Source organism: Pontibacter sp. SGAir0037, from assembly GCF_005491705.1.
Taxonomy (GTDB): Bacteria; Bacteroidota; Bacteroidia; order Cytophagales; family Hymenobacteraceae; genus Pontibacter.
In genome coordinates, this window is record NZ_CP028092.1 from 2,338,671 (window position 1) to 2,364,109 (window position 25,439).

Annotated in this window: 24 protein-coding genes and 1 pseudogene; 13 read left to right on the forward strand and 12 right to left on the reverse strand. The window is 43.0% G+C overall.

Going from position 1 to position 25,439, the window contains the following annotated elements:
- The first annotated feature begins 225 nt into the window (after window positions 1-225).
- A complete protein-coding gene (locus tag C1N53_RS09465; RefSeq protein ID WP_137759073.1) occupies window positions 226-687 on the forward strand; it encodes an Rrf2 family transcriptional regulator in 462 nt (153 codons plus the stop codon).
- A 158-nt stretch (window positions 688-845) separates the two neighbouring features.
- Here the strand turns inward: C1N53_RS09465 and C1N53_RS09470 are convergent, their stop codons facing one another.
- A complete protein-coding gene (locus C1N53_RS09470) occupies window positions 846-971 on the reverse strand; it encodes a chromate resistance protein ChrB domain-containing protein (RefSeq protein ID WP_240773443.1) in 126 nt (41 codons plus the stop codon).
- Window positions 972-1,329: 358 nt separating this feature from the next.
- Here C1N53_RS09470 and C1N53_RS09475 point away from each other — a divergent pair, with 358 nt between their 5' ends.
- The 5 genes from C1N53_RS09475 (at window position 1,330) to C1N53_RS09495 (ending at window position 6,922) form a co-directional block, all read left to right on the forward strand.
- Window positions 1,330-3,879 carry a TonB-dependent receptor gene (locus tag C1N53_RS09475; protein WP_137759074.1) on the forward strand — a complete coding sequence of 850 codons (2,550 nt, stop codon included), beginning with the start codon at window positions 1,330-1,332 and terminating at the stop codon, window positions 3,877-3,879.
- A gap of 358 nt (window positions 3,880-4,237) precedes the next feature.
- Window positions 4,238-4,984 (forward strand): DUF2490 domain-containing protein, encoded by a 747-nt coding sequence (locus tag C1N53_RS09480; RefSeq protein WP_137759075.1) that lies wholly within the window; start codon window positions 4,238-4,240, stop codon window positions 4,982-4,984.
- Entirely contained in the window at window positions 4,974-5,840 is an 867-nt protein-coding gene (locus tag C1N53_RS09485) for a sulfite exporter TauE/SafE family protein (protein WP_137759076.1), read from the forward strand. Before C1N53_RS09480 ends, C1N53_RS09485 begins: the two co-directional genes overlap by 11 nt.
- 116 nt (window positions 5,841-5,956) lie before the next feature.
- On the forward strand, window positions 5,957-6,415 hold the full coding sequence (locus tag C1N53_RS09490; RefSeq protein WP_137759077.1) for a TerB family tellurite resistance protein: 459 nt from the start codon (window positions 5,957-5,959) through the stop codon (window positions 6,413-6,415).
- A 78-nt stretch (window positions 6,416-6,493) separates the two neighbouring features.
- Complete coding sequence (locus C1N53_RS09495; RefSeq protein ID WP_137759078.1) at window positions 6,494-6,922, forward strand: hypothetical protein; 429 nt, start codon at window positions 6,494-6,496, stop codon at window positions 6,920-6,922.
- A 79-nt stretch (window positions 6,923-7,001) separates the two neighbouring features.
- Here the strand turns inward: C1N53_RS09495 and C1N53_RS09500 are convergent, their stop codons facing one another.
- Both C1N53_RS09500 and tcmP read right to left on the reverse strand, forming a co-directional pair.
- Complete coding sequence (locus C1N53_RS09500) at window positions 7,002-7,241, reverse strand: hypothetical protein (protein ID WP_137759079.1); 240 nt, start codon at window positions 7,239-7,241, stop codon at window positions 7,002-7,004.
- 312 nt (window positions 7,242-7,553) lie between these two features.
- Window positions 7,554-8,678, reverse strand: a complete 1,125-nt coding sequence (tcmP, locus tag C1N53_RS09505) for a three-Cys-motif partner protein TcmP (protein ID WP_137759080.1) — start codon at window positions 8,676-8,678, stop codon at window positions 7,554-7,556.
- A gap of 298 nt (window positions 8,679-8,976) precedes the next feature.
- On the opposite strand from tcmP, the gene C1N53_RS09510 reads away from it, so the two are divergent.
- The 4 genes from C1N53_RS09510 (at window position 8,977) to C1N53_RS09525 (ending at window position 12,504) form a co-directional block, all read left to right on the forward strand.
- The gene (locus C1N53_RS09510; protein WP_137759081.1) at window positions 8,977-9,405 is read left to right on the forward strand and encodes a hypothetical protein; all 429 of its coding nucleotides are present in this window, start codon (window positions 8,977-8,979) and stop codon (window positions 9,403-9,405) included.
- 117 nt (window positions 9,406-9,522) lie between these two features.
- Entirely contained in the window at window positions 9,523-10,200 is a 678-nt protein-coding gene (locus C1N53_RS09515; protein ID WP_137759082.1) for a response regulator transcription factor, read from the forward strand.
- Window positions 10,197-11,468, forward strand: coding sequence for a HAMP domain-containing sensor histidine kinase (locus C1N53_RS09520; RefSeq protein WP_137759083.1), 1,272 nt, complete (start codon window positions 10,197-10,199; stop codon window positions 11,466-11,468). The genes C1N53_RS09515 and C1N53_RS09520 overlap by 4 nt, the downstream gene beginning before the upstream one ends.
- Before the next feature lie 175 nt (window positions 11,469-11,643).
- Window positions 11,644-12,504 (forward strand): SdiA-regulated domain-containing protein, encoded by an 861-nt coding sequence (locus C1N53_RS09525; RefSeq protein WP_240773444.1) that lies wholly within the window; start codon window positions 11,644-11,646, stop codon window positions 12,502-12,504.
- Window positions 12,505-12,593: 89 nt separating this feature from the next.
- Here the strand turns inward: C1N53_RS09525 and C1N53_RS09530 are convergent, their stop codons facing one another.
- The gene (locus C1N53_RS09530; RefSeq protein ID WP_137759085.1) at window positions 12,594-15,014 is read right to left on the reverse strand and encodes an ABC transporter permease; all 2,421 of its coding nucleotides are present in this window, start codon (window positions 15,012-15,014) and stop codon (window positions 12,594-12,596) included.
- Window positions 15,015-15,290: 276 nt separating this feature from the next.
- Between C1N53_RS09530 and C1N53_RS09535 the strand changes: the two genes are divergently transcribed.
- From C1N53_RS09535 to C1N53_RS09545, 3 genes are all read left to right on the forward strand, one after another.
- Window positions 15,291-16,649, forward strand: a complete 1,359-nt coding sequence (locus C1N53_RS09535; protein WP_137759086.1) for a sigma-54 dependent transcriptional regulator — start codon at window positions 15,291-15,293, stop codon at window positions 16,647-16,649.
- A complete protein-coding gene (locus tag C1N53_RS09540; RefSeq protein WP_137759087.1) occupies window positions 16,639-17,991 on the forward strand; it encodes a PAS domain-containing sensor histidine kinase in 1,353 nt (450 codons plus the stop codon). Before C1N53_RS09535 ends, C1N53_RS09540 begins: the two co-directional genes overlap by 11 nt.
- A gap of 71 nt (window positions 17,992-18,062) precedes the next feature.
- The gene (locus C1N53_RS09545; RefSeq protein WP_240773445.1) at window positions 18,063-18,431 is read left to right on the forward strand and encodes a hypothetical protein; all 369 of its coding nucleotides are present in this window, start codon (window positions 18,063-18,065) and stop codon (window positions 18,429-18,431) included.
- A gap of 64 nt (window positions 18,432-18,495) precedes the next feature.
- Here the strand turns inward: C1N53_RS09545 and C1N53_RS09550 are convergent, their stop codons facing one another.
- The 8 genes and pseudogenes from C1N53_RS09550 to C1N53_RS09585 all read right to left on the reverse strand — a co-directional run bounded on the left by C1N53_RS09550 (window position 18,496) and on the right by C1N53_RS09585 (window position 25,093).
- Window positions 18,496-19,320, reverse strand: coding sequence for a DUF4097 family beta strand repeat-containing protein (locus tag C1N53_RS09550; protein ID WP_137759088.1), 825 nt, complete (start codon window positions 19,318-19,320; stop codon window positions 18,496-18,498).
- 161 nt (window positions 19,321-19,481) lie between these two features.
- Window positions 19,482-20,357: a DUF4097 family beta strand repeat-containing protein gene (locus C1N53_RS09555; RefSeq protein WP_137759089.1), complete on the reverse strand. Its 876-nt coding sequence runs from the start codon at window positions 20,355-20,357 to the stop codon at window positions 19,482-19,484.
- A 5-nt stretch (window positions 20,358-20,362) separates the two neighbouring features.
- The gene (locus C1N53_RS09560) at window positions 20,363-21,175 is read right to left on the reverse strand and encodes a HEAT repeat domain-containing protein (RefSeq protein ID WP_137759090.1); all 813 of its coding nucleotides are present in this window, start codon (window positions 21,173-21,175) and stop codon (window positions 20,363-20,365) included.
- On the reverse strand, window positions 21,172-21,738 hold the full coding sequence (locus C1N53_RS09565) for an RNA polymerase sigma factor (protein ID WP_137759091.1): 567 nt from the start codon (window positions 21,736-21,738) through the stop codon (window positions 21,172-21,174). Before C1N53_RS09565 ends, C1N53_RS09560 begins: the two co-directional genes overlap by 4 nt.
- A 385-nt stretch (window positions 21,739-22,123) precedes the next feature.
- Complete coding sequence (locus tag C1N53_RS09570; protein WP_168193999.1) at window positions 22,124-22,933, reverse strand: IS3 family transposase; 810 nt, start codon at window positions 22,931-22,933, stop codon at window positions 22,124-22,126.
- 34 nt (window positions 22,934-22,967) lie between these two features.
- Window positions 22,968-23,234, reverse strand: a complete 267-nt coding sequence (locus C1N53_RS09575) for a transposase (protein WP_137759093.1) — start codon at window positions 23,232-23,234, stop codon at window positions 22,968-22,970.
- A 112-nt stretch (window positions 23,235-23,346) separates the two neighbouring features.
- Window positions 23,347-23,553: pseudogene (locus C1N53_RS22995) on the reverse strand (NAD-dependent epimerase/dehydratase family protein); the annotation flags it as partial.
- Window positions 23,554-23,788: 235 nt separating this feature from the next.
- Window positions 23,789-25,093: a WcaI family glycosyltransferase gene (locus C1N53_RS09585; protein ID WP_137759094.1), complete on the reverse strand. Its 1,305-nt coding sequence runs from the start codon at window positions 25,091-25,093 to the stop codon at window positions 23,789-23,791.
- Between the last annotated feature and the right edge of the window lie 346 nt (window positions 25,094-25,439).

The following is a 25,439-nucleotide window of genomic DNA, read 5'->3' on the forward strand; positions in this document are numbered from 1 at the left end:
GAGTTCAGGGCTAATCTCTCATACCAATTGTTTCTCACTTCAATTATAAAATTAATATACTTCTTGCATAAAAGCGAAAGTACGTGCATAGATAAGACTCTGGTTTATGATCACAGTTTCCGTTTATTAGTAGCCATTGAATTTGCAGCTCCAGCACAACGGAACTTTATGCTTTAACTTTATCTTTTAAAAGAGTAACTTTGGAAAAAAACAGATAAATATTCTATGCTTTCTAAAAAAGCAAAATACGCCCTTAAAGCACTTTTATATCTCACCAAACAGTACGAAAAAGGATTAGTAATTATTTCTGATATATCTGAGAAAGAGCGCATACCTCGTAAATTTCTTGAAGCAATTTTAGTTGATCTTAAGACCAATGGAATTTTACATAGTGTAAGAGGCAAGAATGGAGGCTATTACCTGGCTAAACAACCTTCAGAAATCTCCATGGGAAATATTATCAGAGCAATCGACGGCCCATTGGCTCCGATCCCTTGTGTAAGTCAGCTTTACTATCGCAAATGCGATGAATGTATAGACGAAGCCAGGTGCGAAATTCGTATTGTCATGAAAAAAGTAAGAGATGCTACTGCCGATATACTGGATAATACTTTTTTAACTAACCTCGAAGCAATTTCAGAATTAATTGACGACAGCTCAAACGAAGAATTAGACTTTCAGATTTAGTTGGAAGCTACCGAAACCATATTCTTCAGAATGCCTGAGTTGCTACATTTAGCTGGCAGAAAAATGAAATACCGCTTTTTATAGTTACCCACCCAGCCTTCAGTAGAACAGAAAGAGATTAAATGACTGCAGAAGGCCCCCAGTGAAATAGCATCCATTTACAAACCTCTCTGTAGTACATCATTTGCAGGAACAAAGAAAAATTCAGCTTCCCGGTCTATAAAATTTTTTATTACCCAAGGGCAGGCTAACCTGTCATTTTTAGTCGCTCGCTTGTTATCCACTTCATTATAACAGGTTAAAAAGGTTTTCTCTGATGTTTTGTCGTTTTTTACTGCGGTAACGGTACAGCTGTATATATACTTGTGAGGCCGTCAGCTATAGTATGGCATACGCAACTTGTTATAGTCGAGCACCAAGAGGAGTAATTGCACCCCTCATAAAGTGCTTTTAACCAGCGCAAAACAAATTTCCTAAAGAAAATATTAAAAAATTATTTACGGATTTAAAAAGTTAATTACATTTGTCTACTTATTCTATAGACAAAATATAATTAATCTCTTCAGTGGCCTGCATAATATCTTCCCAGGCAGTAGTATCACATTAAACCGATACATCTATTTAAACCTGTAAATGTTAACCATGAAAAAAGTATTACAACTCTTCCTGCCTTTATGGCTATGGACGAACCTAGCGCTTGCCCAACAAGTTATTGAAGGCTCTGTGAAGGATGCTGACGGGAACCCCGTTGTAGCAGCCACTATAGTTATTAAAGGCACTACCATTCACACCAACGCTGATCAAAACGGTCATTTCGGCCTGTCTGCCCGCAAAGACCCTCCATTTGTGCTCCGTATCAGTTCTGTAGGATTCAAAGCCCGGGAAATACAGATTACACAACTTCCCGCTTCTCCCCTGACCATATTACTTGAACTCGATAATAATCTGAGTGAAGTGGTAGTTACAGCACGGCGGAGAAGTGAAACAGCCCAGGAAGTCTCGATACCGATTTCAGTTATTAGTGGGGCGGCAGTAGAGGATGCAGGTGCTTTTAACGTAAACCGTGTAAAAGAGCTTGTGCCTACCGTGCAGCTGTATTCTTCTAACCCCCGCAACACAACACTAAACATCAGGGGTTTAGGCTCTACATTCGGCCTGACAAACGATGGTATAGATCCGGGTGTTGGCTTTTATGTAGACGGTGTTTACTATGCACGCCCTGCCGCAACCACCCTCGATTTTATAGATATTGAGCAGATAGAGGTACTACGGGGGCCACAGGGCACCCTTTTCGGCAAAAACACTACGGCTGGCGCTTTCAACATCACCACACGTGCTCCTAGCTTTACCCCTGGCGCCAACTTTGAGGTGAGTTATGGTAACTACGGCTTTATTCAGTCGAAAACCTCAGTTACGGGCCCCATCAGCTCCAAACTAGCCGGCAGATTGTCTTTTTCCGGCACACAGCGAGATGGCGTGCTTTACAATGTAGCCACAGAAAAACCGCTTAATAATTTAAATAATCTTGGTTTCAGGGGGCAGTTGCTGTTCAAAGCCAACGATAACTTTAAAGTTACGCTGGCAGGCGATGCCTCCAGCCAAAACCCCGACGGATATGCCCAGGTATTTGCAGGTGTTGCCCCTACTCTACGCTCGGAATACAGGCAGTTTGAGCAAATTATTAAAGACCTTGATTACAATCTTCCGAGCCGGAACCCTTTCGACCGCCTTGTAGACCACGACTCTCCCTGGCGGTCGGGCAACGACCTGGGCGGTATCTCCCTGAACATTGATGCCAATTTTGGCGCAGGCACGCTTACCTCTACTACGGCCTGGCGCTACTGGAACTGGGACCCATCGAACGACAGAGACTTTACAGGTTTGCCTGTGCTTTCTAAATCGGCGGCCACCTCCAAACACCAGCAGTGGACACAGGAAGTCCGTTATGCAGGCAATATTTCTTCTAGCCTGAGTGGCGTAATAGGCGTATTTGCCATTGCCCAGGACCTAAAAACAGACCCAGTACATACAGAAGAATCAGGTGCCGCCCAATGGCGCTTCTCCCAAAGCTCTACCAGCACCCTTTGGCAAACGCCGGGCCTCTTTGACGGATACGGCATCCGAACAACCTCCAGATTAAAGACTTTCGGAGCCGCCATTTTCGGACAGCTCGACTGGGCCATTACAGATAAACTGCGTCTGTTGCCCGGCCTCCGTTACAATTACGACCAGAAAGAGGTAGATTTTAACAGACAAACCTATGGCGGGCTGCAAACAGACGATCCCGCCCTGATAGCCCTTAAAAGGGCTGTTTATACGGACCAGGCCTTTGCCGCCGATGCAAATGACAAGAACTTTTCAGGACAGCTGACCTTGGCCTATAAAGCTTCAACAGCTATTAATACATTTGCTACGTACTCCACCAGTTACAAACCTGTTGGCCTTAACTTAGGCGGCTTACCCACCGATAACGGTAGAATTATGACGGAACTGGCGCGCATTAAGCCAGAATATGTAAAGCATATCGAAGCAGGTATAAAGACAACACCAACTCCTTATTCAACCTTAAATGTAGTATTCCATAACACCAACATCAGAGATTACCAGGCACAGGTACAAACGGCCGAAGTAGGTGTTAACCGGGGCTACCTGGCAAATGCAGAGCGAGTGCGGGTATTGGGAGTGGAGCTGGATGGCAGCCTCAAAGTTAACACTAACCTGACATTGAACGGCGCTCTGGCCTATACAGATGGGAAGTACCTCACTTTTACCAATGCCCCGGTTCCGCTTGAAGAAACAGGCGGTCCAACAGCTTTTAAAGACATCTCAGGAGGTATACTGCCTGGCATTTCCAAATGGGCAGGCTCCGTTTCAGGAGAAGCATTGTCAAACACCGGAACAATACTTGGGCAGAATGGCAGGTTTTTCATTGCCTTCGACACGTATTACCGCTCATCCTTCTCTTCCAGCTCCTCCCCATCCAGATACCTGAACATCCCGGCTTATTATCTTGTTAACGTAAGGCTGGGTTTCAGAGCTATGGACGGTTTATCGGTTTTTGTCTGGAGTAGAAACCTCCTCGATAAAGACTACTTTGAGCAACTGTTACCTGCGGCAGGTAATGTCGGGCATTATGCCGGAGTACTGGGCGACCCCAGAACATACGGGCTTACCTTCAGATATAAACTATAGATCGGCTTACTATAGCTTACAGTAACAGGCTTACCTCCTATTCGGCAAACAGCCACCTAGCCTGTGCGATTTGATTCATGAAATATTCCAGTATTATAGGGCCTTTTTCCCGGCAGCCTCAGTGCATTATCAGCCGGAAAGAAGGCCTTATAATTTCTTTCATGTGCATAAACCCACGACCTCTACTTTTTTACTTTTAACGTATAAACCAGGTACTGCATATTTAAAATTTTTCTTCAGACAAAGCATTATCTAATTTAACATCAATAGCTTATAAAGCTAAAAAACATATTTTTAAAAAATAGATTTTTAATCTATACTAAATTGGTAGATTTAATATATATTGCGCAAAAAAAGGATGTACAGAGGACTAATAATTTGTGTGGTTGTGATGTTTGTGTTTTCCTCTTTAGTACAAGCACAAAAAAACGTGGTGCGCCAGGACCTGTTCTGGGTGCGCTATCAAAACCAGCTTAGCTTAAACCCGAAATGGCTGCTGCAGTCTGAGATTGATAACCGCATGTTTGTCTTTCCGGTTAAGGAACATCACCTGGTGATGCGCTCACAGATCAGGTATACCATAAGCCCTCTTTTAACTGCAGGAGGTGGAATAACATATGCCTTGCAACATCCACAGGACCCGCAGGCAGAAATTGATTTGGTTATACCAGAGCTAAGAGGGCAGCAGGATATTACTTTGAAGCAAACCTTTGGCAAATTAATAATGAACCACAGGTACATGGTGGAGCAAAGATTCATACGCAAAGTAGAAGATAATAAACTGGCAGATGGCTACAACTTCAACTACAGGCTGCGCTACAGGTTACAGGGCGAAATACCGGTCCTGAAATCGGAAAGCCACGAGTTGCGGTTGGTTGTTCACGATGAGGTAATGCTGAATGCAGGCAAATCTGTTACACAAAATGTTTTCGATCAGAACCGGATATATGCAGGGCTGCAATACGGCATAACACCCGCCCTGGCTGTTGAGTTGGGCTATATGAACTGGTACCAGCAACGGGCAAGCGGCAAAGACTTCTTTAACAGAGATATTACCAGACTCAGCATTTTTCACAAGATAAACCTCCAGAACCATGACAAATAAATTATCACTTAGACACATAGGCAAGCTTATTATTTTGCTGAAGCTGGCATTGGTGGCCTTTCTGGTTATAAAGATACTAACTGATGGGGATGCCAGCAGTTTCAGTTTGCCGGTTAACAGCAGCTTCTTCATGTTTGTGGTAGCCGGCTTTCTGGCCCAACTGGTGGATGGTACGCTGGGAATGGCTTATGGCGTAAGCTGCTCTACGCTGCTGTTGAATTTCGGCATATCGCCAGCTGTAGCCTCGGCGAGTGTGCATACCGCAGAGGTATTCACTACAGGTGTATCAGGCCTTTCGCACCTGTTCCTTAAAAATGTAAACATGAAGCTGTTTCTCAAGATTGTGGTGCCAGGTGTGATTGGTGCTGTAATAGGAGCCTGGCTTATCTCTGATTTTTTTGATGGCGGCGTTATCAAGCCTTATATCTCAGCTTACCTGTTAATTATGGGGATCCGATTGGTTGTGAAAAGTTTTAAACCTGTTCAGCCAAAAGAAGCTGCAAAAAGGGTTTCGCTTCTGGGCTTTGTAGGTGGATTCTGCGATGCCATCGGCGGTGGCGGCTGGGGACCGATTGTAACTACTAATCTTATTTTTCAGGGTAAAACTCCAAAAGAAACGATAGGAACAGTAAATACAGCAGAGTTCTTTGTGGCTTTCTTCAGCACCGGGGTGTTTTTGTTTTTTGTGGGGATAGACAGCTGGCCTATCATACTGGGGCTGATTATCGGAGGCGTGCTGGCCGCTCCTATTGGTGCGGTTATGGCTAAACGCGTGAAGCCTAAAACGCTCATGCTGCTGGTGGGTAACCTTATTATACTTATCTCTGCTTATACCATTTATAAAAGCCTGATTTAAATGGCCTGCACCTTCTGCAGCCTGACCTCTTGCTTGTTACTACCTACTTATGTAAGTATAAAACAAAATATAGCAGAATTAAGTATCGTTTAAGAGGTCTAGCTTAGCATCTGAAAATGGAAGGTATTTTTAACACAACAGGAAACTTAGCACCTGCTACGTATCACTACACACCCCAGAACGAACAGGAAGCCTGGATTGCCATTATGCACGCCTGTATAGCCGTGGATGAAAACGTAGCGGACGAAGAACTGGAAGCGTTGGCACAAACACTGGCAAGCAAGTCCTTGTTTGAAGGGCACGATGTGCTGGCTTACAGCAAAAAGGTATTTTATGCACATGCCCAGATCGGCAGTAAACAGATGATCGATATTTCAGTTGATAGGATATCTCCTGAAAACAAAGCAACACTTTTTGCACAAACCATTCAGCTTGTCTTAGCCGATTGTGTGGTGGCTGACCAGGAAAAAGAACTGATAGAATACCTTTACTCTGCCCTTGATCTGGAAGCCGGTCAGGCCAGCAAGATTGTAGATGTTATCCGCATCCTCAACAAAGGCAATATTTGCCTGTAAAGCGAAACTGCTAGCTTAGGAAAAAGTGTACTTCCTATCTTACGTGTATCTTTCTTATCTTCGCACAAAAGAGCAGACATGAAACTGATTGGAGATATAGGCCGGATCAAAGCCACCAGAGATTCACAAAACCAGGATATTGAAGTACACATTGATAAGGTAGAATACATTACCTCAAAAAAAGACGGGAAGTATTTTCAGGAATTCAATTATATAGATGAACTGGATACTCCCCTTATTTTGACAGGCGACTGCCTGGCGCTGATAGTTGACAAAAACGCTGCAGAAGGAGAATATGATTTTAAAGTATACGACAAAAACGGCGATGACTATGAGCTGAACTCTTTCAAAGTGCTCTATTTAACCACCGCATATGATTTCGATGCCGATCTGACCATTCTGACATCTGTTGATTATACAGTAACTGTTTCGAATGATGCATATAAGCAGATGAAGGCGGAACGGAACAAAGAGAAAAAGAAGAAAGGCAAAGGCCGCAGAAACTAGCATATGCACATCATGCCGGAGGCCCTGCTTTAGTATTGCAATACTAAAGCAGGGCCTCCGGCATGTATAAAATAGGTATTTAGATCCAGCTTCTACGCTCGCTAAAGTGATTACAGCCGAATTGGGCACCGGTAATCATTTCGAATTGCTGCGGTGTGTTGTTTTCCATCACAGCATCGTGCACCAGCGGCAGTACATACTCCGGATTCATACCAGTCTTGCCACTTAGTTCATCACATACACCAAAAGCGTCGCTTTCTATTTTCACCTGTTCCGGTTTCTGTTCCCAGTGATTACAGTTATTGCAAATAGCTTCCATATATCGAATATTTTAGTTCTACATCAGTTATAGAACCTTATACTCCTAACCAAGCCATTCAGGTTTCAGATATTGTACTTTATTAACCGAAACAGCAGGATGCACAGCTAGCAAAACAGGGTAAACAAACCAGATAAAGAAGTAAAGAACAGGCTTTAATTAAATACAGAGCTATTTTCAAACATAAAACAAGGGAATAAACTGCAGGCTTTATCATTATTTAGATTTATTAAAAATAATACTTTAACAAGTTTAATCCTGCTGTTCCAGACTGCTTTAACAAGTCAAGTTCACAAACAATTTATGAGGTACTTACTTATATGCTATGATGGATGAAAAACTAACTTTCTTCATTGGCTGCCTTGAAACAGGATTGATGGCTTCCACTACCCCTTCTTTTTTGAGCTGCTCAAAAGCTTCTTTGTAATTCCCCCTGATATAATTGGTGCCGATGTTATGGTGCCTGTAGATACTCTCGATGGGAAGGTTGTGATAATAACCGGCCTTAGCAGCCAGCTCAGTAACAAGATTTTTTATAGAATACCTGTACTGCTCCTGGAACAGGGAAAGCTGATGTTTGATATTGGCTCCAAATAAAGGCACGCCGTCCTCCTGGTAATCGCTGTACATGAGCAGCAACTCCTTCATTTTCATGTAAGCATCTTCTGTTTTCGATACAAAAAAGATGTAGTGCCCCGTTTGGTGTTTCTTAGGCAGGCTTATTTTAAAACGGAATGTCTTGTAGCTTTTTTCCCGGAAAATATCTTCAAAGCTATCCATTATGAAATCCTCCCGCTGGGCAGCATCCTGGTAACGCTCACAAAACTCCCTGATCTTTTCAACCCGCTCAGGACCGAAGATATCCAGCAACAGGTCTCCTTGCTCTGTCTGCAGAATAGCCGTGCGCACCTTGGCCGGATTAAACAGCATAAACAAATCAAGCCCCCATCTTCGGATACTCTGCAACAGGAGCTGCTGCGAAAATTTATAGCCGAACGGGTCTAGATAAAGCAGGCTGGGCGTATCGGTGCCAAGCAGTTTAACCAGCAAACTAAAGTTAGCTTCCTCCTGCAGCATAACCGGCTTATGCACCAACTCATCGTAGTATGGCAATTGTTCGAGATTGGTTTTAAGTTTTGCTACAACGGCCTGCTTTTCGTCGTTAAAAAAAGTCCTGACAGTTTTGTTAAGGTTATACTTCTCGATGGAGCCAAAAATACTATTCAGAATTTTAACAGGTGTAGCCGGCTTTCCGTGCTCTGGCTTCCCCTCACCGGCATAGAGGTCGATAAAGGCAAGCGTTGGCAAAGACCTGTAGCGCTGCCCCTGTAGCATGGTACTGCACCAGGACTTGAAGAACTCGTTTAACAATTCTGATTTTATTTCGGCAGAACTCCGCTGAATTTTAAAGAAATCGTTTGTATCGACAGTCGCCATAAAGAATTTATTCTTTTAAAAGCCAATTACCTCCTTCTTCCCTTTCAGCTTTTAACAGAGCACAAAAACATTAGCTTTTATAGAGGGATGCAAAATTAATATAAAAGCTGGAAAAGCTGCTGAAATTTCCTGCTCCCGACAAGCTACTCCACATATTAAAATAGTTGGGTATAAAAAAGGGGCGCCTCTTACCGGCAAAGCTTCAGGGGCAGGAACATTTTGCATGCTATATGAAAACAAATTAGATTTACACCTTAGTTGTTTATTACCTTATCAAGAAACTGCAGCAGCATAAAGAATGGTTGAATTAAATTTGGAGAGTTTATACGCGGATGCGGTTTTACAAATTCAATACTCAAAAAGTGCTTCGCTTCTGCACCTTACCTTTCTGAAAACTCCTGAAAAGCAGCAGTTCAGAAATGCTTATAAGCTAGCTATTGATGTGGCCTTAAGAAAGGGAGCACACTACTGGCTATCTGATGCGCGACAAATAAAAGAAATGCTTCCCGAAAATCAGGGTTGGCTGGTGCAGGAAATGCAGCCATTACTACAGTCTCAACTCCGCAGGTTTGCTATTGTAATGGCGCCTGAATGTTTTGTTATGACCAGCCCTGATAAAGTGTATGAAAAGCCGGCACAGGCAAGCGCAGAACATCTGAAGGGTATAACGAAAGTACATTTCGAGATGGATGCCGCTTTTAGCTGGCTGTCTTCTGAGGAAAGGTAATTCAACCAGGTACTGGCAAGCTCTCCTCTAAGCGGGAAAAGCAAAGGCTGCAAAGTGTAATAAACTATTTTTACTGTTCCAGATTCTTTTCAGAATTGCTGATCATTTTAGCGGCTTATGAAAATACTTGTTATAGAAGATGAACCCGACATGCTGGGCAACATTGTCTGGTCGCTGGAGGAAGAAAAGTATGTAGTAGAAACGGCCACCACTTTTGACGCTGCTCTTGAAAAAATAAACCTCTACCAATACGACTGCATCCTGCTGGATATTTCGTTGCCTGACGGAAACGGTTTAGTGATTCTGGAAGAACTCAAAAAGCTGGATGCTACACAGGGAGTGATCATTGTATCAGCAAAAAACTCCGTAGACGATAAGGTAGCCGGTTTGGATTTAGGGGCCGATGATTACCTGCCAAAGCCATTCCACATGGCAGAGCTGCACGCAAGGGTAAAATCGGTGCTACGCAGAAGGAAGTTTGAAGGAAACCGGATTATTGAACTGGGCAATTTACGCATAGACCCGGATGAAAGAACAGTATATGTAAACCAGGAGCAACTGGTGCTGAACCGGAAAGAGTATGATATTCTGCTCTACTTTGTTTCTAATAAAAACCGCCTGGTAAGTAAAACTGCTTTGGGCGAGCATGTGTGGGGCGACCAGATAGATGAGGCAGACAGCTTCGATTTTATTTATTCCCAGATAAAAAACCTCCGGAAAAAACTGAAGGAGCATGATGCCCAATTAGAAATACAGGCAGTTTACGGCATTGGTTATAAACTGCTGCTCTTATGAAGTTACTCAACCATACCCTTCGTTATTTTGCTGCAGCTCTGTTTGTTATTATCACGGGCTGGGCCGGTTTATTTTACTATAACCTGCTCGACGAAATTTACGACAGCCTGGACGATGGGCTGGAAAACTATAAGATCCTCATCATAAAAAGAGCAGAAGTAGACAGCACTATTCTGCACAAAACTGGTTTTGATGAAGATAACTACTCTATTAAGCCGGTAGCTGCCCCTCACGCACTCAGCTTCAGAGACATTTACAGCGATACCACCATGTTTATGGAAAACGAGCAGGACTATGAACCTGTTCGCATGCTGACCACTGTATTTCGACAGCACAACCGGTTTTATGAGCTGCGCGTGGTAAACACCATGATTGAGACCGACGATCTGATAGAAGACCTGCTATACTCTATTCTGTGGCTCTACCTAGGCTTGATTGCCACCATTCTTTTACTAAACAATTTTCTTCTGAAAAGGATCTGGATGCCTTTCTACTCCCTGCTACAACAGCTCAGGCACTATCGCCTAGAAAAACAGGACACCGTTGTGTTTGAGGAAACCAATGTGGCTGAGTTTAAGGAGCTGAACCATGCGGTAGCAAAGCTGCTTCAGAATACAACCAACACCTACCTCAGCCAAAAACAATTTATCGAGAATGCCTCACACGAACTGCAAACACCTCTTGCCATTAGCCTAAACAAGTTGGAGTTACTGCTGGAGCAAAACAACCTTACTGAAGATCAGGTGCAGCTGTTAGCCAGCAGTATACACAACCTGGAACGCATGGCAAGGTTAAACAAATCTTTACTGCTAATTTCTAAAATTGAAAACAAGCAGTTCCACGTGGAGGAAGAAATAAACCTGAACCAGCTACTTCAATCTCTTGCAGAGGACTTTTCGGATCAGGCTGCTTTTAAAAACATTACGCTCTCCGTAGAAGAAAATGGTGTCTGCCAGGTTGCCATGAACCCGGATCTTGCTACTATTCTGCTTAGCAACCTCTTAAAAAACGCTATTATTCATAACCATACAGGAGGCTATGTGCTGGTAAAGGTTAGCCCTTTACAACTGCTGATAGAAAATAGCGGTAAAGGAAGCTCTTTAGACACGAATAAGATGTTTGAGCGTTTCCAGCGAGACGGGCAAAATCCTACTTCAACCGGTTTGGGCTTACCAATTGTGAAGGCGATAACAGCTTTGTATGGTTTTAAAATCAGCTATACTTACCAGGATAAACATATCATGCGGCTGGATTTAAAGGTGAAGTGATGTTAGGTTCTTTTTCACAAGAAGTTTTCATTCCCAATTCTTTCCAGATTCAGCCTCTACTTTAGTGTCCTTCATATTTTGTTTAACCTTACGTGTTCAATTGATGAAACTAAAGATGTTATCACTGGCTTTCCTTCTTTTCTCCTGCATCTGTTTTTTACCGAACAGCAAAGGCATGCAACAGCCTGAAACGTCGGCTAACGTTGCTGTTACTTACCTGAGCATTTATCCGGCGGCTAAAGGTTTGACTTTGCTGCAGCAAACCTCCAAAGGAAGTCTAGCACAACCTGTAGCACACTGGGAACTGCCACCTGAATTGCGGGAAGTATCTGGTATTGCGCTGGTGCAGGATAATGTAATGGCCTGCATCCAGGATGAAGAAGGGATTATTTTTCTTTACGATCTTGAAAAGAAAAACATAACGCAAAAGATTCCCTTTGCACAACCCGGAGACTATGAAGAGATTGTAATTGTAGGCCAGACGGCTTATGTATTGAGAAGCGACGGAGTTATTCTTGAAGTGTCAGATTTCAGAAACGGTAACCCGAAAACAAAATCCTATACTTCTGTTCTGGCTCCTACACAAGATACAGAAGGCCTTGCCTACGATAAAAAAGCCAATAGATTACTGATAGCCTGCAAAGGGTACGACGAGAAACTGGGCCACTATAAAGGGGTCTATGCTTTTTCTTTATCAGGCAAAAAGATGCAAGCTTCTCCGCTGCTAAAAATTTCATTGGAGCAGCCAGAACTCGCTCATAACCCCAAAAAACATAAGAACCTTTATGATGTGCTACAGCCGTCGTCACTGGAAGTGCATCCTATAACAGGAGAATTATACCTTCTGGATGCTAAGAATTATTACCTGATAACCTTGGACAATGATGGAAGCATTAAAAAGAAAGTTGTGTTGGATAAAGCCCAGTTACGACAAGCCGAAGGCTTAACGTTTAACAGCAAAGGGGAAATGTTTATTTCGAGCGAGGGTAGCAAAAAAGGAAAAGCGGTTATCTTAAAGTATTCCTCAGGTATTTAGATGCCACTATTTTAAGGTAAAGATATGCTATAGGCACATGAACTGCCAGCGTGACAAAGCAGATCATGTGCCTATAGCATATTTAACTGCTACTCCATTCTCAGGTTCAGAACAGGATTAGTTGTTGCGGCTTTAACAGCCTGGTAGCTGATTGTAATGAAAGCCAGTACAGCCGCCACCAGTGCTGCAAAAGCAAATATCCATACAGGAATATCGATGCGATAAGCAAAATCCTGCAGCCACTGTTGCATCGCATACCAGGCCAATGGAAAAGCTATAAGGGCTGCCACCAAAACCAGCTTCAGAAAGTCTTTGGAGAGCAGCGTAACAATAGAAGAGGTTTCGGCTCCTAATACTTTGCGGATGCCGATTTCTTTTTTTCTGCGTTCTGCTGAATAGGCTGCCAGTCCGAAAAGGCCAAGGCAGGCTACAAAAATGGCAATGGCTGTAAAAATAGTTAGCAGCGACTTTAATTTATCTTCGGCCTTATACATCTTTTCAAAGTTCTCATCCATAAAGATGTATTCTATCGGATAGTCAGGTGAGAATTTGCTCCAAACCGTTTTCACATGGTCTATAGCACCACTAATATTTACAGGCTCCATTTTTACTGCCACTTTAATATTAGCGCCACTGTAAATCTGTAGTACTGTCGGATCCATTTCGTCGTAGAGGCTTTTAAAGTGGAAGTCTTTAACTACACCAATTACTTTTCCTTCTTTCAGCGAATCAGGGTTATCCCACGTAGGCCAGTACAAGGTCTGCCCAAGCGCCTTTTCCGGAGTGCCGTAACCAAGTTTTCTCACAGCGGTCTCGTTCAGCATGAACCCATGATCTGCATCCGTTTTAAATTCTCTGGAAAAAGGCCTCCCTGCCACTACTTTAATATCAAGTGTGTTGATATAATCAAAATCCACCATGAGCATGGAGACCGGTTGATGCTCTTTCTCCCCTTCTTTCGGAACAATAACCCCATCACCTGCCGTAGCATCACCGGGAAAACCATAGCCGATGGATACATCCTTAATTCCTGTGCCTTTCAGTATTTCACCTTTAAAGGTTTCATAGTTTTCGAACATATTCTCTCCCCTCATCGTGAAGAACATAATCTGTTCCTTATTAAAGCCTAAGTCTTTGTTGTGCAGGTAAGACACCTGTCTATGTACAATGGAGGCACAAATGATCAGAAAAATTGACAAAGCAAACTGCACCACAATTAGCCCATGCCGAAGCCACTGTATCTTACCTGCTTTAGCATCTACAACTACCGAACTTTTAAGAACTTTTACAGGCTTGAAACCGGATAAAACCAAAGCCGGATAAAAACCGGCCAGTATGCCCACCACCAGTGTAAGCAGAAGCAACAGCAAAAGAATAGCAGGAGTAGTGAACACATTAAACTGCATTTCTTTACCGGTAAAAGCATTGAGTGAAGGGAGAATAAGAGAGGTCAGTGCCGCAGAGAAAATAACACTGATAAGGGTAAGCAAAACCGTTTCTCCGATAAACTGGAATATTAACTGGCCTCGGCTAGCACCTATCGCCTTTCTTACGCCCACCTCTTTTGCACGCTGCATCGACTTGGCAGTGGCAAGATTCACGAAATTGAAGCAGGCTATGAGTAAAATGAAAAAGGCAATGATACCAAGTGCCCTCACATACGTTATATTGCCTTTTATAGACTGGTCGAACTTAAAATTAGCAGAGTACAGGTATACCTCGTTCAGGGGCTGCAGGAATGGCAGGTACTTGTAGGGTTCATGCCGATCCGGATCGATCTGTTGTTTAACAATCTCTCTGAACTTTGCCTGTGCCAGTGCTGGATCTGCACCCTTCTTAAGTTTAACATAGGTGTAAAACTGCTGCCATCCCCAATTTTTCATACGCTCGGCAGGCAACTCTGCAGCTTTTAGCGAAAACACAAAATTCACAGGCAAATGAAAGCGCTCCGTAGTACTAAAAACACCTCTTACGATGTATGGAAGTTTATTAACGGTTACCTCCTTTCCAACAGGATTGATCTCGCCGAAGGCTCTCAGGGCAAACTTATCTGATATCACTATAGATGAAGGGTCAGCAAGAGCTTTATCTGGTGTGCCATAAATAAACGGAAGCTGAAAGATTTCAAAAAATCCCGGGTCAGAAAAAAAGCGGCCTTTTTCGTAGATATTCTTCTCCCCCACTTCTACCAGGTTATTCGCATCAAACTGAAGCATTAATATACGCACAACAGTTTCCACCTCCGGTATACTTTGTTCTAAAGTGGTACCAAACATGGGTGGTACCGAAACCATCACCTCTCCCGCATCTTTTGCTGACATGTCGTTGTAAACCCGGTATACCCTGTCTCCTTCCGGCAAAAATTTGTCGTACTGTAATTCGTCATACACAAATAAGCCAATTAGCAGGCATGCTGTTAAGCCCAAAGCAAGACCTGCTATATTAATGAAGGTAAATCCCTTGTGGCGATAGAGGCTTCGGTAGGCTGTTTTGAAATAGTTTCTAAACATAATAGTAAATTTACAGGGTTCTTTTCAATAGTTCTGTCTGAAATCGGAAAGCATAGCTGCTCTTCTGACATCTATCAGAACAAGTGCCACAACCATATCTTATTAATTATCAGTAAACTATATAATTGCACAGATAAATTTCTGTGCAAAAGCGCGCGTTAAGTGTGCAAAATCGCACACTTAACGCCACATCAAAAAAGCACTTCTACTTCATAGTCAGCTTGTTGTAATAATGGCATAATTATAGTTTCTTTCGCAGCTATATATGTATTGTTTATGCTGTTAAAAAAGGCCTCCATACTGGTTGTTGACGATGATACTGATGTACTGACAGCAGTGCGCCTGCTGTTAAGGCCACAGGTAAAGGAAATAGTCACGGAGAAAAACCCTGAAAGCCTGCCTTCGCTGTTACAGCAGCAAGCGTTTGATGTGATCCTGCTGGACATGAACTTTAAAAGCGCCCTAAATACTGGAAATGAAGGATTGTTCTGGCTGCAGCAGATCCGGCAGATGAAATCGAGGGCAGCAGTCATTATGATTACAGCCTATGCCGATATAGATCTTGCTATACGATCTTTAAAACATGGGGCGTTTGACTTTGTGGTAAAGCCCTGGCATAACGAAAAGCTTCTAGCTACCATAACTGATGCCCTTCACAGCAAAGAGGCCGGACCTAAAATAACCTTGTCCAAGCAGTCAACGGCAACAGTAGAAACGGAGTTGTTAGGCGAATCAGGGGCTATGCAGGATATCCTTCTCAAAATAAGGAAAGTAGCGCCCACAGATGCCAATATTCTTATCTTGGGTGAAAATGGAACAGGGAAAGAATTAGTGGCCAAAGCCATTCACCAATACTCCCGACGAGCTGATAAACCTTTTGTAAAAGTTGATGTGGGCGCGCTCACAGAATCGCTTTTCGAAAGCGAACTGTTCGGCCATAAAAAAGGGGCCTTTACAGATGCACGTGAAGATAGAGCTGGCCGTTTTGAGGCTGCAAAAGAAGGCACTATTTTCCTGGACGAGATTGGGAATATTTCGCTGCACCAGCAGTCGAAGCTGTTGAGCGTTTTGCAGAACAGGCAGGTTATCAGGTTAGGCTCTAACGAACCTACAGACATTAACGTGCGTCTGCTCTGTGCCACCAATCTCCCTCTTGCTGACCTGGCAAACGAGGCGCGTTTCCGTAAAGACTTGATTTACCGCATCAATACCGTAGAAATTATAATTCCTCCTCTTCGGGAACGCGGGCATGATATTATACTTCTGGCTAATCATTTTATAAAGGTATACGCCTCAAAGTATATGAAGCCTGTGCCAGAGTTGGGCAAATCGACCCGGGAAAAGCTGTTGCATTATCATTTTCCGGGTAATGTGCGGGAGTTGCAGTATGCGATAGAGCGAGCCGTTATTATGGCTGATACCGAAGTGCTGGAAGCCGGCGATATTCTTTTTTCACCCATCGAATCAGCTCCGGCAGCAAAACTCCTGCAGGAAGAGACGAATCTGGAAGAATTGGAAAAGGCAACGATACTGCGGGTACTTGAAAAACACGGCGGTAACCTGAGCAAAGCCGCCAAAGAACTTGGCATAACAAGAACAGCGCTTTACCGACGCCTGAACAAGTATGAACTTTAAAGGTTTTAAAATAAAACTTATTCTGCGGGTTCTGCTGCTGTGCATTACCTTAAGCACCCCCAGCATTGCTATTGTAAATAATGGTGCTGAACTCCTGGTTTTTATTTTACCCCTGCTCTTGTTCCAGGTAATAGAACTGATCCGATTTCTGCATCAGGCACAGGATGAGCTCGCTCAGTTTATCGAGGCCGTTCAATACCGGGACTTCTCCAGGAACTACAATACAAAAAATACATCTACAGATTTACAGGTACTCCGCCAGAGCTTCAACCAGATCAATTATACCTTTAAAACCATCAGCCGCGAAAGAGAAACACAATACCAGAACCTGCAAAAGATAATGGAGCTGGTAAACACAGGTATTTTAACTTATAATCTGGAAAACGGCGAGGTGGTACTGATGAATGAATCTTTAAAAAAATTGCTGCATGTGCCTTTCCTGAAAAGTATCCATGCCTTAAAGAAAAGAGATGAAGCCTTATATGCGGCAGTGCAACGCCTGCTACCCGGGCATACCATTATAGCTACTGCACAGACAGATTATATTGAGAAGCGATATTCTAAAGTGCTTTTATCTGCCACTTCTTTTCAAAATAATGATCATACCTACAAACTTGTGGCATTTCAAAATATAAATGAGGCATTGGACGAAACGGAATCGCTTGCGTGGCAAAAGCTGTTGAACGTTATGACACACGAGATCATGAACTCAGTGGCACCGATTTCATCTTTAGCTGACACTTTGAAAAACCGCCTGCACCAAACAGACTATACACAAATTACAGCTGATGACATAGAAGACCTGGAAGTCGGTATCAGCACGATTAAACGAAGAAGCGAAGGATTGCTACGCTTCGCAGAAACTTATCGCAACCTGAACAAAATTACGACCCTTAACCTGGAACATATAGCGGTGAAAGAGCTTTTCTCGAACCTGAAAGGGTTGATGCAGCCAACACTTGAGCAAAGGCATATTTCACTTGAAATTATAGTAAGCGACCCTGACATTTCGCTACAGGCCGACCCAAACCTGCTGGACCAGGTACTGATTAACCTGCTGGTAAACGCCATAGAAGCGGTTAAAGCTAAAACAAATCCTCTCATTACTTTATCTGCTTCTTTAGCTACTGATGGTAAAGTAGTTATCCGTGTTAGAGATAATGGTACCGGCATGTCTAAAGAAGTGCAGGAAAAAATCTTTATCCCTTTTTTCAGCACCAAAAAACAAGGAAGCGGCATAGGGCTCAGCCTGTGTAAACAAATCATCATGCTGCATCGTGGCACTATACAGGTACAATCTGCAGAGGGAGAAGGCACAGCGTTTACGCTCCGCTTTGGATAAGAAAAAGTTCTGCTATAAACCTCATTTCCACTTTCCCTCGTACACTCTTTATGCGGCGAATTCCGGCGCAAATGAATTCAAGTTTTACAAAAGTGAAGGAGGATAAAATGTCAGATAATAAAAGAAACATAGACAATGAATTAAAAACTCAAGGCAACCCTAGTGCTAACTCGGGTGTAAGCGGGCAACTATCCGGCTCACACGAAGGACCAGTACCGGGTGGGGCTGACAACACACGCGGCGTAAATAAACCAAGCAGTGAGGGAACCAGCGGTGGCGCCAAAGCAGGTAAAGCCAGCCCTGATAAAGATACACAGGAAGTTTCAGCTACAACGACCCGCGGGGCAGACTCAACTGATAAGGAGTTCAGAAACAATCAGCCAAACGCCAGCACACTGAAAGGCCAGAAAAGCAACGAGAACCTGGGAAATGAGAAGTAATATAGTATAATGTAAAAGAGAAGAGCCGCCCCTGTAGGGGCGGCTCTTCTCTTTTACATTATACTTACTTTCCCTTTCTAAGATAGATATTACCGTTCATGTTCTTGATCATGATTTCGGAACCACCGCCATTTACCTTGCCGGTAATAAATTCAGCCAAAGTAACTTTATAAATTCCGCTATCGGTCCTTCCACCTGCTTTAGCCGATGCTTTTTGTGCAGCAATATCAAAGTCTGTAAAAATTTCGCCTCTGTCGGAGCTAAGCTTAACATCAAATTTGGCGTTGGCAGGCACCGTAATATCTACATTCCCATTTAAAGTAGAGAACGCCATGGGCTTCTGACTGTCCCAACGCAGGAAGTTTGCCTGTACTTTCCCATTGGTTGTATTTGCAACGGCATTACCCGATACATTTTCAAGTATTATGTTGCCATTTACATTGTCCAGTTCCAGGTTGCCGTTTACATTACTTACTGTTAAGTCGCCATTGTTTACTGTTGATATTTTAAGGTTAAAATTCTGTGGTACCAGTATCTCCAGGTCGATAGGTTTAGTAACTGCATCGGTAGAGACTTTAACTGCATTGTTTTGCTCCGTTACAGTCAGATTTAAACTTGAGTCTGTTATTTTTCTTAAACCAGCCTGTGTATTTGCCTGTCCGCTATTTGCCCTGGATCGGGTTCTGGCAGCTCCCTGGCTTGCCCTGACCACAACTTCTTTGCCTTTTGTGCCAGTAACTTTAATAGAACCAAAGATAAGGCCTGCATCTAAAGTCCCGCTTTCGTTAGGTTTGGTAAGAGGCACTACGATCTCTTCTACTGCATTGTCCTGTGCAAAAGCCTTGGCACACCATAGTAGTATTAGTAATATAAGGATGTTACGTTTCATATAGATATTCAAAATCAGCAGGCATTGTCGCCATTTGTTAATAGTTGATTTTAATTAGTGATCTTTAAAAGCAGATCCAGGTGTTATATTCAGATTACGATTCGGAAAAGAGAATTTGAGCAAGCACATTTTTCAATTGTAAATCCGGACTTAGCAAAAGTCTAGCTTCCAGATTTTACAATCACTTTCCCATTAAAGGTTTTTAAATTCAACTGAGCCGTGCCTCCTCCTGTTCTAAATGAAGTTGCTTTATCGACCTTAAAGGTTGTTTTGGCGCCGTCGGAAGAGTTTGTTTTCTCTATCTTCGGGGAGAGCTTTTGCAGGTCGGCCAGATCAGTATATAAATCTCCATTAAAAGAACTGAAGTTGATCGTGGCGGACAGCGCCTTCTGATAGAACAGTTCAATATCTCCGTTCAGGGTTTCCAGGTTTGCCTCCCACTTTGGGTTTTCCTGGTAAGTGACCGTGAGTTTTCCATTGATCGTTTTGGCATCCAGATCACCGGAAACATTTTCCAAGGTAATAGGTCCGTTTATAATTCGGGCAACGATGGAGTTAGCATTTAAATTCTGTATGCTAATGTCGCCGTTGTTAATGGTTTCCACAGAAACATTGGTATTCTGAGGCACTTTAACTGTAAAGTTATGTGTAAACCTATAATCCGGCTCCCGATCAATGTTTAAATTTCTGCCCTTACCTGGGTTATTTCTTTTAGCATGGATAAAGGGAGCTTTCAGGTAACTGATGATACTGTCACCGCTTACCTCGAATTCCAGCTTCAGTTCTTCCTGTGCTTTCCGAAGTCCGTTCGGATTTATGGGTTTAATTACCCGCTCTACTTCCAGTACTACCTTGTTGCTGTTATGCGTTACCACGTGCACAAAGCCATCTATATTTTCGATGCGAAGCACATTTTCTGGTGATTTTCGGTTAAAAGTAAATTCTCTTACAATTTTCTCAGTGTGTTGCTGAGCCATTAATCCTATTCCGTTCAGAAGAAATATAATCAGCCAGATAATTTGTTTTACAATGCTCATTTCTTTCAGATTAAGACGTTTATACTCTCTTTGATTTTATCTTTCACAAATTCATTTGTGTTCTCATCATCCAGCAACTGCCGTAGTTGGGGCACCGCATTCTTCTCCTGTAGCGCCTGCATCAGGTCGGCCAATGCGATCTGTACCATCGGGGAGTCCTGCTTGTTAATCGACTGGATCAGTTGTGCTCGTACGGTAGGGTTCGCAGCATGTAATTTTAAAGCTTCGACGGCAGCCAGCCGCACATTCACATTTGAGTCGTGGTTCAGGGAGTTGAAGAGGGCCTGAATTACCTTCTCATCAGCGTCAGCTATTTCGTAGGAAATATTAACAGCTTTCAGTCTGTCTACTGCGGCTGGTTGTTCAATTAAAGTAGTGAAAAGCATTTCCTTTACCTGCTTTAGCTCCATAGCCAGCATCTGGGTGTCCGGGTGTTGTGCTGGTTGCTGTGCAGGAGAAAAAGTCAGCCAGGCAGCAAAAAAACCGAACCCAAACATAAGCAGCGTATAAGCCAGCTTAACCGGGCTAAGCATCTCTGCCAGGCTATTCCAGAGCATGCTCCAGGTGAGCTGAGGTTTAGCAAGCTCCGTTCGCTCTATTTCAGTCGAGAGCATACGATAGAACTTGTGCTCAAGCCCAGCACCGGGTTCGGGTTCAGGTAGTGATGAAAAACGGTATAATGTTTCCCGCATTGCCTCTACCTCGCTGGCTTGTATTTTACCATCGGCCAATAAAGCTTCAAACGTTGTTACCTGCTCCGCTGTCAGGTTTCCCTCCAGGTACTCCAGTATCATTACCTGATATTTCTCTTCGCTCATATGCTTATTCCCTTTGCCTGTATCTTTCTAAATGCTTCCCGTAAGTCCTGCACTGCTCTAAAAACCTTAACTTTTACATTGGCTTCCGAGCAGTTATATATGGTAGCTATATCCTTGTATTTGAGCCCCTGAAACTTGGTGAGCAACAGGAGCTCCTTCTTCTCTTCACTTAGATGGTCCAGCGCCAGCTCCATCAGCTTCAGGTCTGCTTCCTTCTCAGTAGCCTCCCCTAACGCAGCAGTATCGGGCAGTGCTTCTTCCTTTTTGCCAATATCTTCCCGGATGCCCAGCCGAGCTGCCCTCTTGTGGTAATCGACAAGCACATTTCGGGCAAGGTGGTAGAGCCAGGTAATAAATTTCCCGTCGCCCCGATAGGTATGCCGATACTTCAGCACCCGCTCAAACACATCCTGCACCAGGTCTTCGCTCAGCTCCGGATCCCGGGTAAACCTGAAGTAAAAGCCATACAGGCTTCTGCCATACCTCTTAAAGAGGTGGCCTAGCTTGTCAAGGTCCCCGGATTTCACCTTGAGCATCAAAGCATTGTCCGTAAATGAATCCAATCTATTGCCAGCTTATAGTTGCTACTCCCTATAGGAAACTTCAATATCCGAAAAGGTTACAGCTGTTGGTGAGATATGTTAAAAAATAGCATGAACAGTCCTTCAGTTATCATTTCAGCTGTTGTAAGGTAAGGGCAAGTAATACTCAAGTTAATGTAACTAGTATTCCAGCTTTTCCTTGATGAATACAAGTATTAGAATTTAGGCGTAACTGATAACAGAGCCGACCCGTTATATCGCCGAACAAGGAAAGTTTTTCTAAAGAAAATTTTTGAAACAAAAACCTACATTAAAGGCTAGCTCTTGTATAGATTATAGTGCTCCCTCTTTGTAGGACCACGAGTTACTGTTTCTAAGTTGATTCCCTACTTATACTCTCCCCAACTCACGCAGCCTGTTGTTTATAGACCTCTACCGGAATACACCTGCCGATTCCCTGGTGATGCTTCTCATGGTTGTAGAAACTGAAGAAGCCCTTCACTCCCTGATACAGCTCCCATCCATCCTTTGCCGGGTTTAAGTAAACATAGTCCCGCTTCAGCGTCCGCCACAGCCGCTCGATGTAAATATTGTCCAGCGCCCTGCCCTTGCCATCCATGCTGATGCGGATGCCTTCCTCCTTCAGGTGTCCCACCCACTCTTTGCAGGTGAACTGACTGCCCTGGTCGGAGTTCACTATCTGCGGTTTGCCGTGGCGGGCAATCGCCTCCCGCAGCACCGATAGGCTTGCCTCGGCCTCCAGGCTGTTGGACAGCCCCCAGCCGACCACATAGCGGCTATACACATCGATGACGGCCGTCAGGTACATAAACCCCTTCTCCAGCGGGATGTAGGTGATGTCCACCTCCCAGACCTGGTTTGGATCCGCTACCTTTAGGTTCCTCAGCAGGTAAGGGTGGATATACTCTGCCTGGCCCAGCTGGCTCAGGTTCCGCTTAGGGTAGATGGCCTCCAGGCCCATGAGCCTCAGGAGCCTTCTGACCCGCTTGTGATTCACCCGATACCCTTCATCCCGCAGGTAGTCCTGCATCTGCAAGACCCCGTGCGTGGGCTTGTCCAGGTAACGCTCGTCCAGCAGGCGCATGATAGCCAGGTTCTCCTCGCTCTCCTTTGCCGGAGAGTAGTAGACGCCGCTGCGGTGGATGCCCAGCAAATCACACTGGCAGCGGACGCTGAGCCCGCCTGTCGGCTCCACCAGCTTTCTCAGCTCTGTTAGAGTCCGAGCTTCCCTAAGCTTTTTTTAAGAACTCTTTCTCCAACTCCAGACTGCCGATGCGGGCATAGAGCGTCTCGGTGTCAGGCTCCTGTGCAGGACCCTTCTCCTTTTCAAAGACAAGAGAAGAGTTCTCCACAAACTCCTGCTTCCATTTGCTGATCATGTTCGGGTGCACCTCGAAGCGTTTGGACAGCTCCGCCAGGCTCTCCCGCTCTTTCAAAGCCTCCAGGGCTACCTTGGCCTTGAAGGCCGCGCTGAATTTCCTTCTTTTCCCTTTCATTGTTTCACTAAGTTAAATGTTATACGTCAATTAAAATAGTGGACCTAAACATAGGGAGTATTATAGATAAGCTATTCTCTAAAGTAGGTTATGTGTATTTGGAGAATTTAGATTATGGAGAGTTCTTATATCGATTGCTTGCCCAGCTTTGGGTATATACCATTAGCTTCTGAACGCTATTAGTATAGCTGGCATAAACCAAATTGCTGGCCATCAGTAAATCATCGTAAATAAAATCGGCTCTGCAGGTGTTGTTTAAAATAATACCTCCTACTTTAGCAGCTGCCAGAAAAATGTACTCAGGCTTTACATCTCTAAAAAAGAACGAACCCTCTGCTGGTTTCTTAAATCCAGTTTTTGCTTTGTTTTTAAGACTATATTTTCGAACCCTGCTTTAGATAAATATCATACGATAGCCGATCCAACCATACCTTAGTGGCCTGCTACATAAATTTTAGCATTCCTCTTCATCTTAAAGTTTACTTTTATTGTTGTGTAGCGCTAGAATAAAAGCGCTATTATATCTTTATGTTTTCAGTAGATAATTTACTGCTTTAAGCAGGTAGTGGAATCGTTGTGTTTTCATTCTCAAACACAGGTCTTGCTTCATAAGGCCCTGGTAACATATAGGATTCTTCGAAATTTGACATAATTTTATCAATTGAAAGGTATTTTTCGGAATAGAGGCGGGCATTCCTTGACATATAGCTTAGATCTTTGTTTATGGCCACTTCTATACCATCAAATAGCTGTTGCCTATTTTCAGCCTCTACTAGTACACCCATATTATATTGCTTTATTAAAGAGTACATACTAGAACCTTTATTGGCTGTGACCAAAGCTAAGCCTCCAATAGCTAATACAGTTGTTAATTTAGAAGGCATTACCAAATCTCCTGCATTTGCTTTTTGAACCACTAAGTGCAAGTCAGCCATGTTAAGAAATTGGTTAAACTTCTCGATAGGCTGTAAAGGAAAGAATATAACGTTGTTGAGCTTTAAATCTTCAGCTAAAAGCTGCAGCTTCTCTTTATAAGGCCCTGAACCACAAATAACAAATTTCATGTTGCTGGTTTGAACAAATTTATTTGCAGCATGCAGAATGTTTTCTATTCCTTGCTTCTCCCCTATGGCTCCTGAATAAAGTATGATTTTATCTGTAGGATTAAATCCGAAACTTTCTTTAAGTCGTGCCCGATCTTTAATTGGATAGAATTGAGTGAGATCTGTTGCATTTAAGAAAAGTGATACTTCCTTATGGGTCTTTTCCCTTGTCTTTTGAGCCATACCTTCACCAACACAAGTAATGAAGTCACAACTATTAATAATATATCTTTCTATCTTAAACAACTTATTGATTAAACCTGGAGCTTTTAACATACCCAAATCTCTGGCAGCTTCAATCTGCAGATCATGAACATGATATAAAATCTTCGCTTTAGTAAACTGTTTACAGAGTAGTCCTAATAAACCAATCAGAAAAGATGGACTTACAGCAATTATAAAATCGAACTTTTTCTTAAACAATAGAGGAAGAATTTGAATAAAAGCAGCAATAATAAAAGACAGGTCTAACAGCATCCTCTTTAAGCCAGAAGGTTTTGCGGGAACAAACATTGGGCACCTGTGTATGGTAACTTTCCCTCCGGAATTATAATACTGCATTTCTTTTTTATACCTGTACCTATCTCGCAAGTAAGGCTCCTGTACTTTCCAATAGGGATAATATGGGTAAGAAGTTATAACAGTACAATCATACCCCTTCTTTGCCAACCAATTAATCTGCTCTCCACTGTACTTCCCTATCCCAGTAGGTTCCGGGTAATAATTATACCCAATCAACAATATGGATTTCTTCATAATTTATTTACCCCAATGCTAGAAAACAACTTACTATTTAATCATTTGGCTTTTTTGCTTCTTTTAAATAATAGAAACAGAAGTATTATAACAGGTTGGTGAAAGTTAGAGGAACAATGTAATCAGAGAATGAACTATTCTTTTCTGAAACCTGTAAACATTTCTTTAGGTAACAAAAAGGATTTGAGAAACCCATTTCTTTAAAAATGGGTTAATAAAATATGGGAATGTATTCCTCTATCGATATGATTCATTAAAATATTTAAGAAACATATAATTCTTAAAATTTTAAATTGCGTTAATCCGTAATATTAAAGAGCCTGATAAACAAACAAAAACGGAAGTG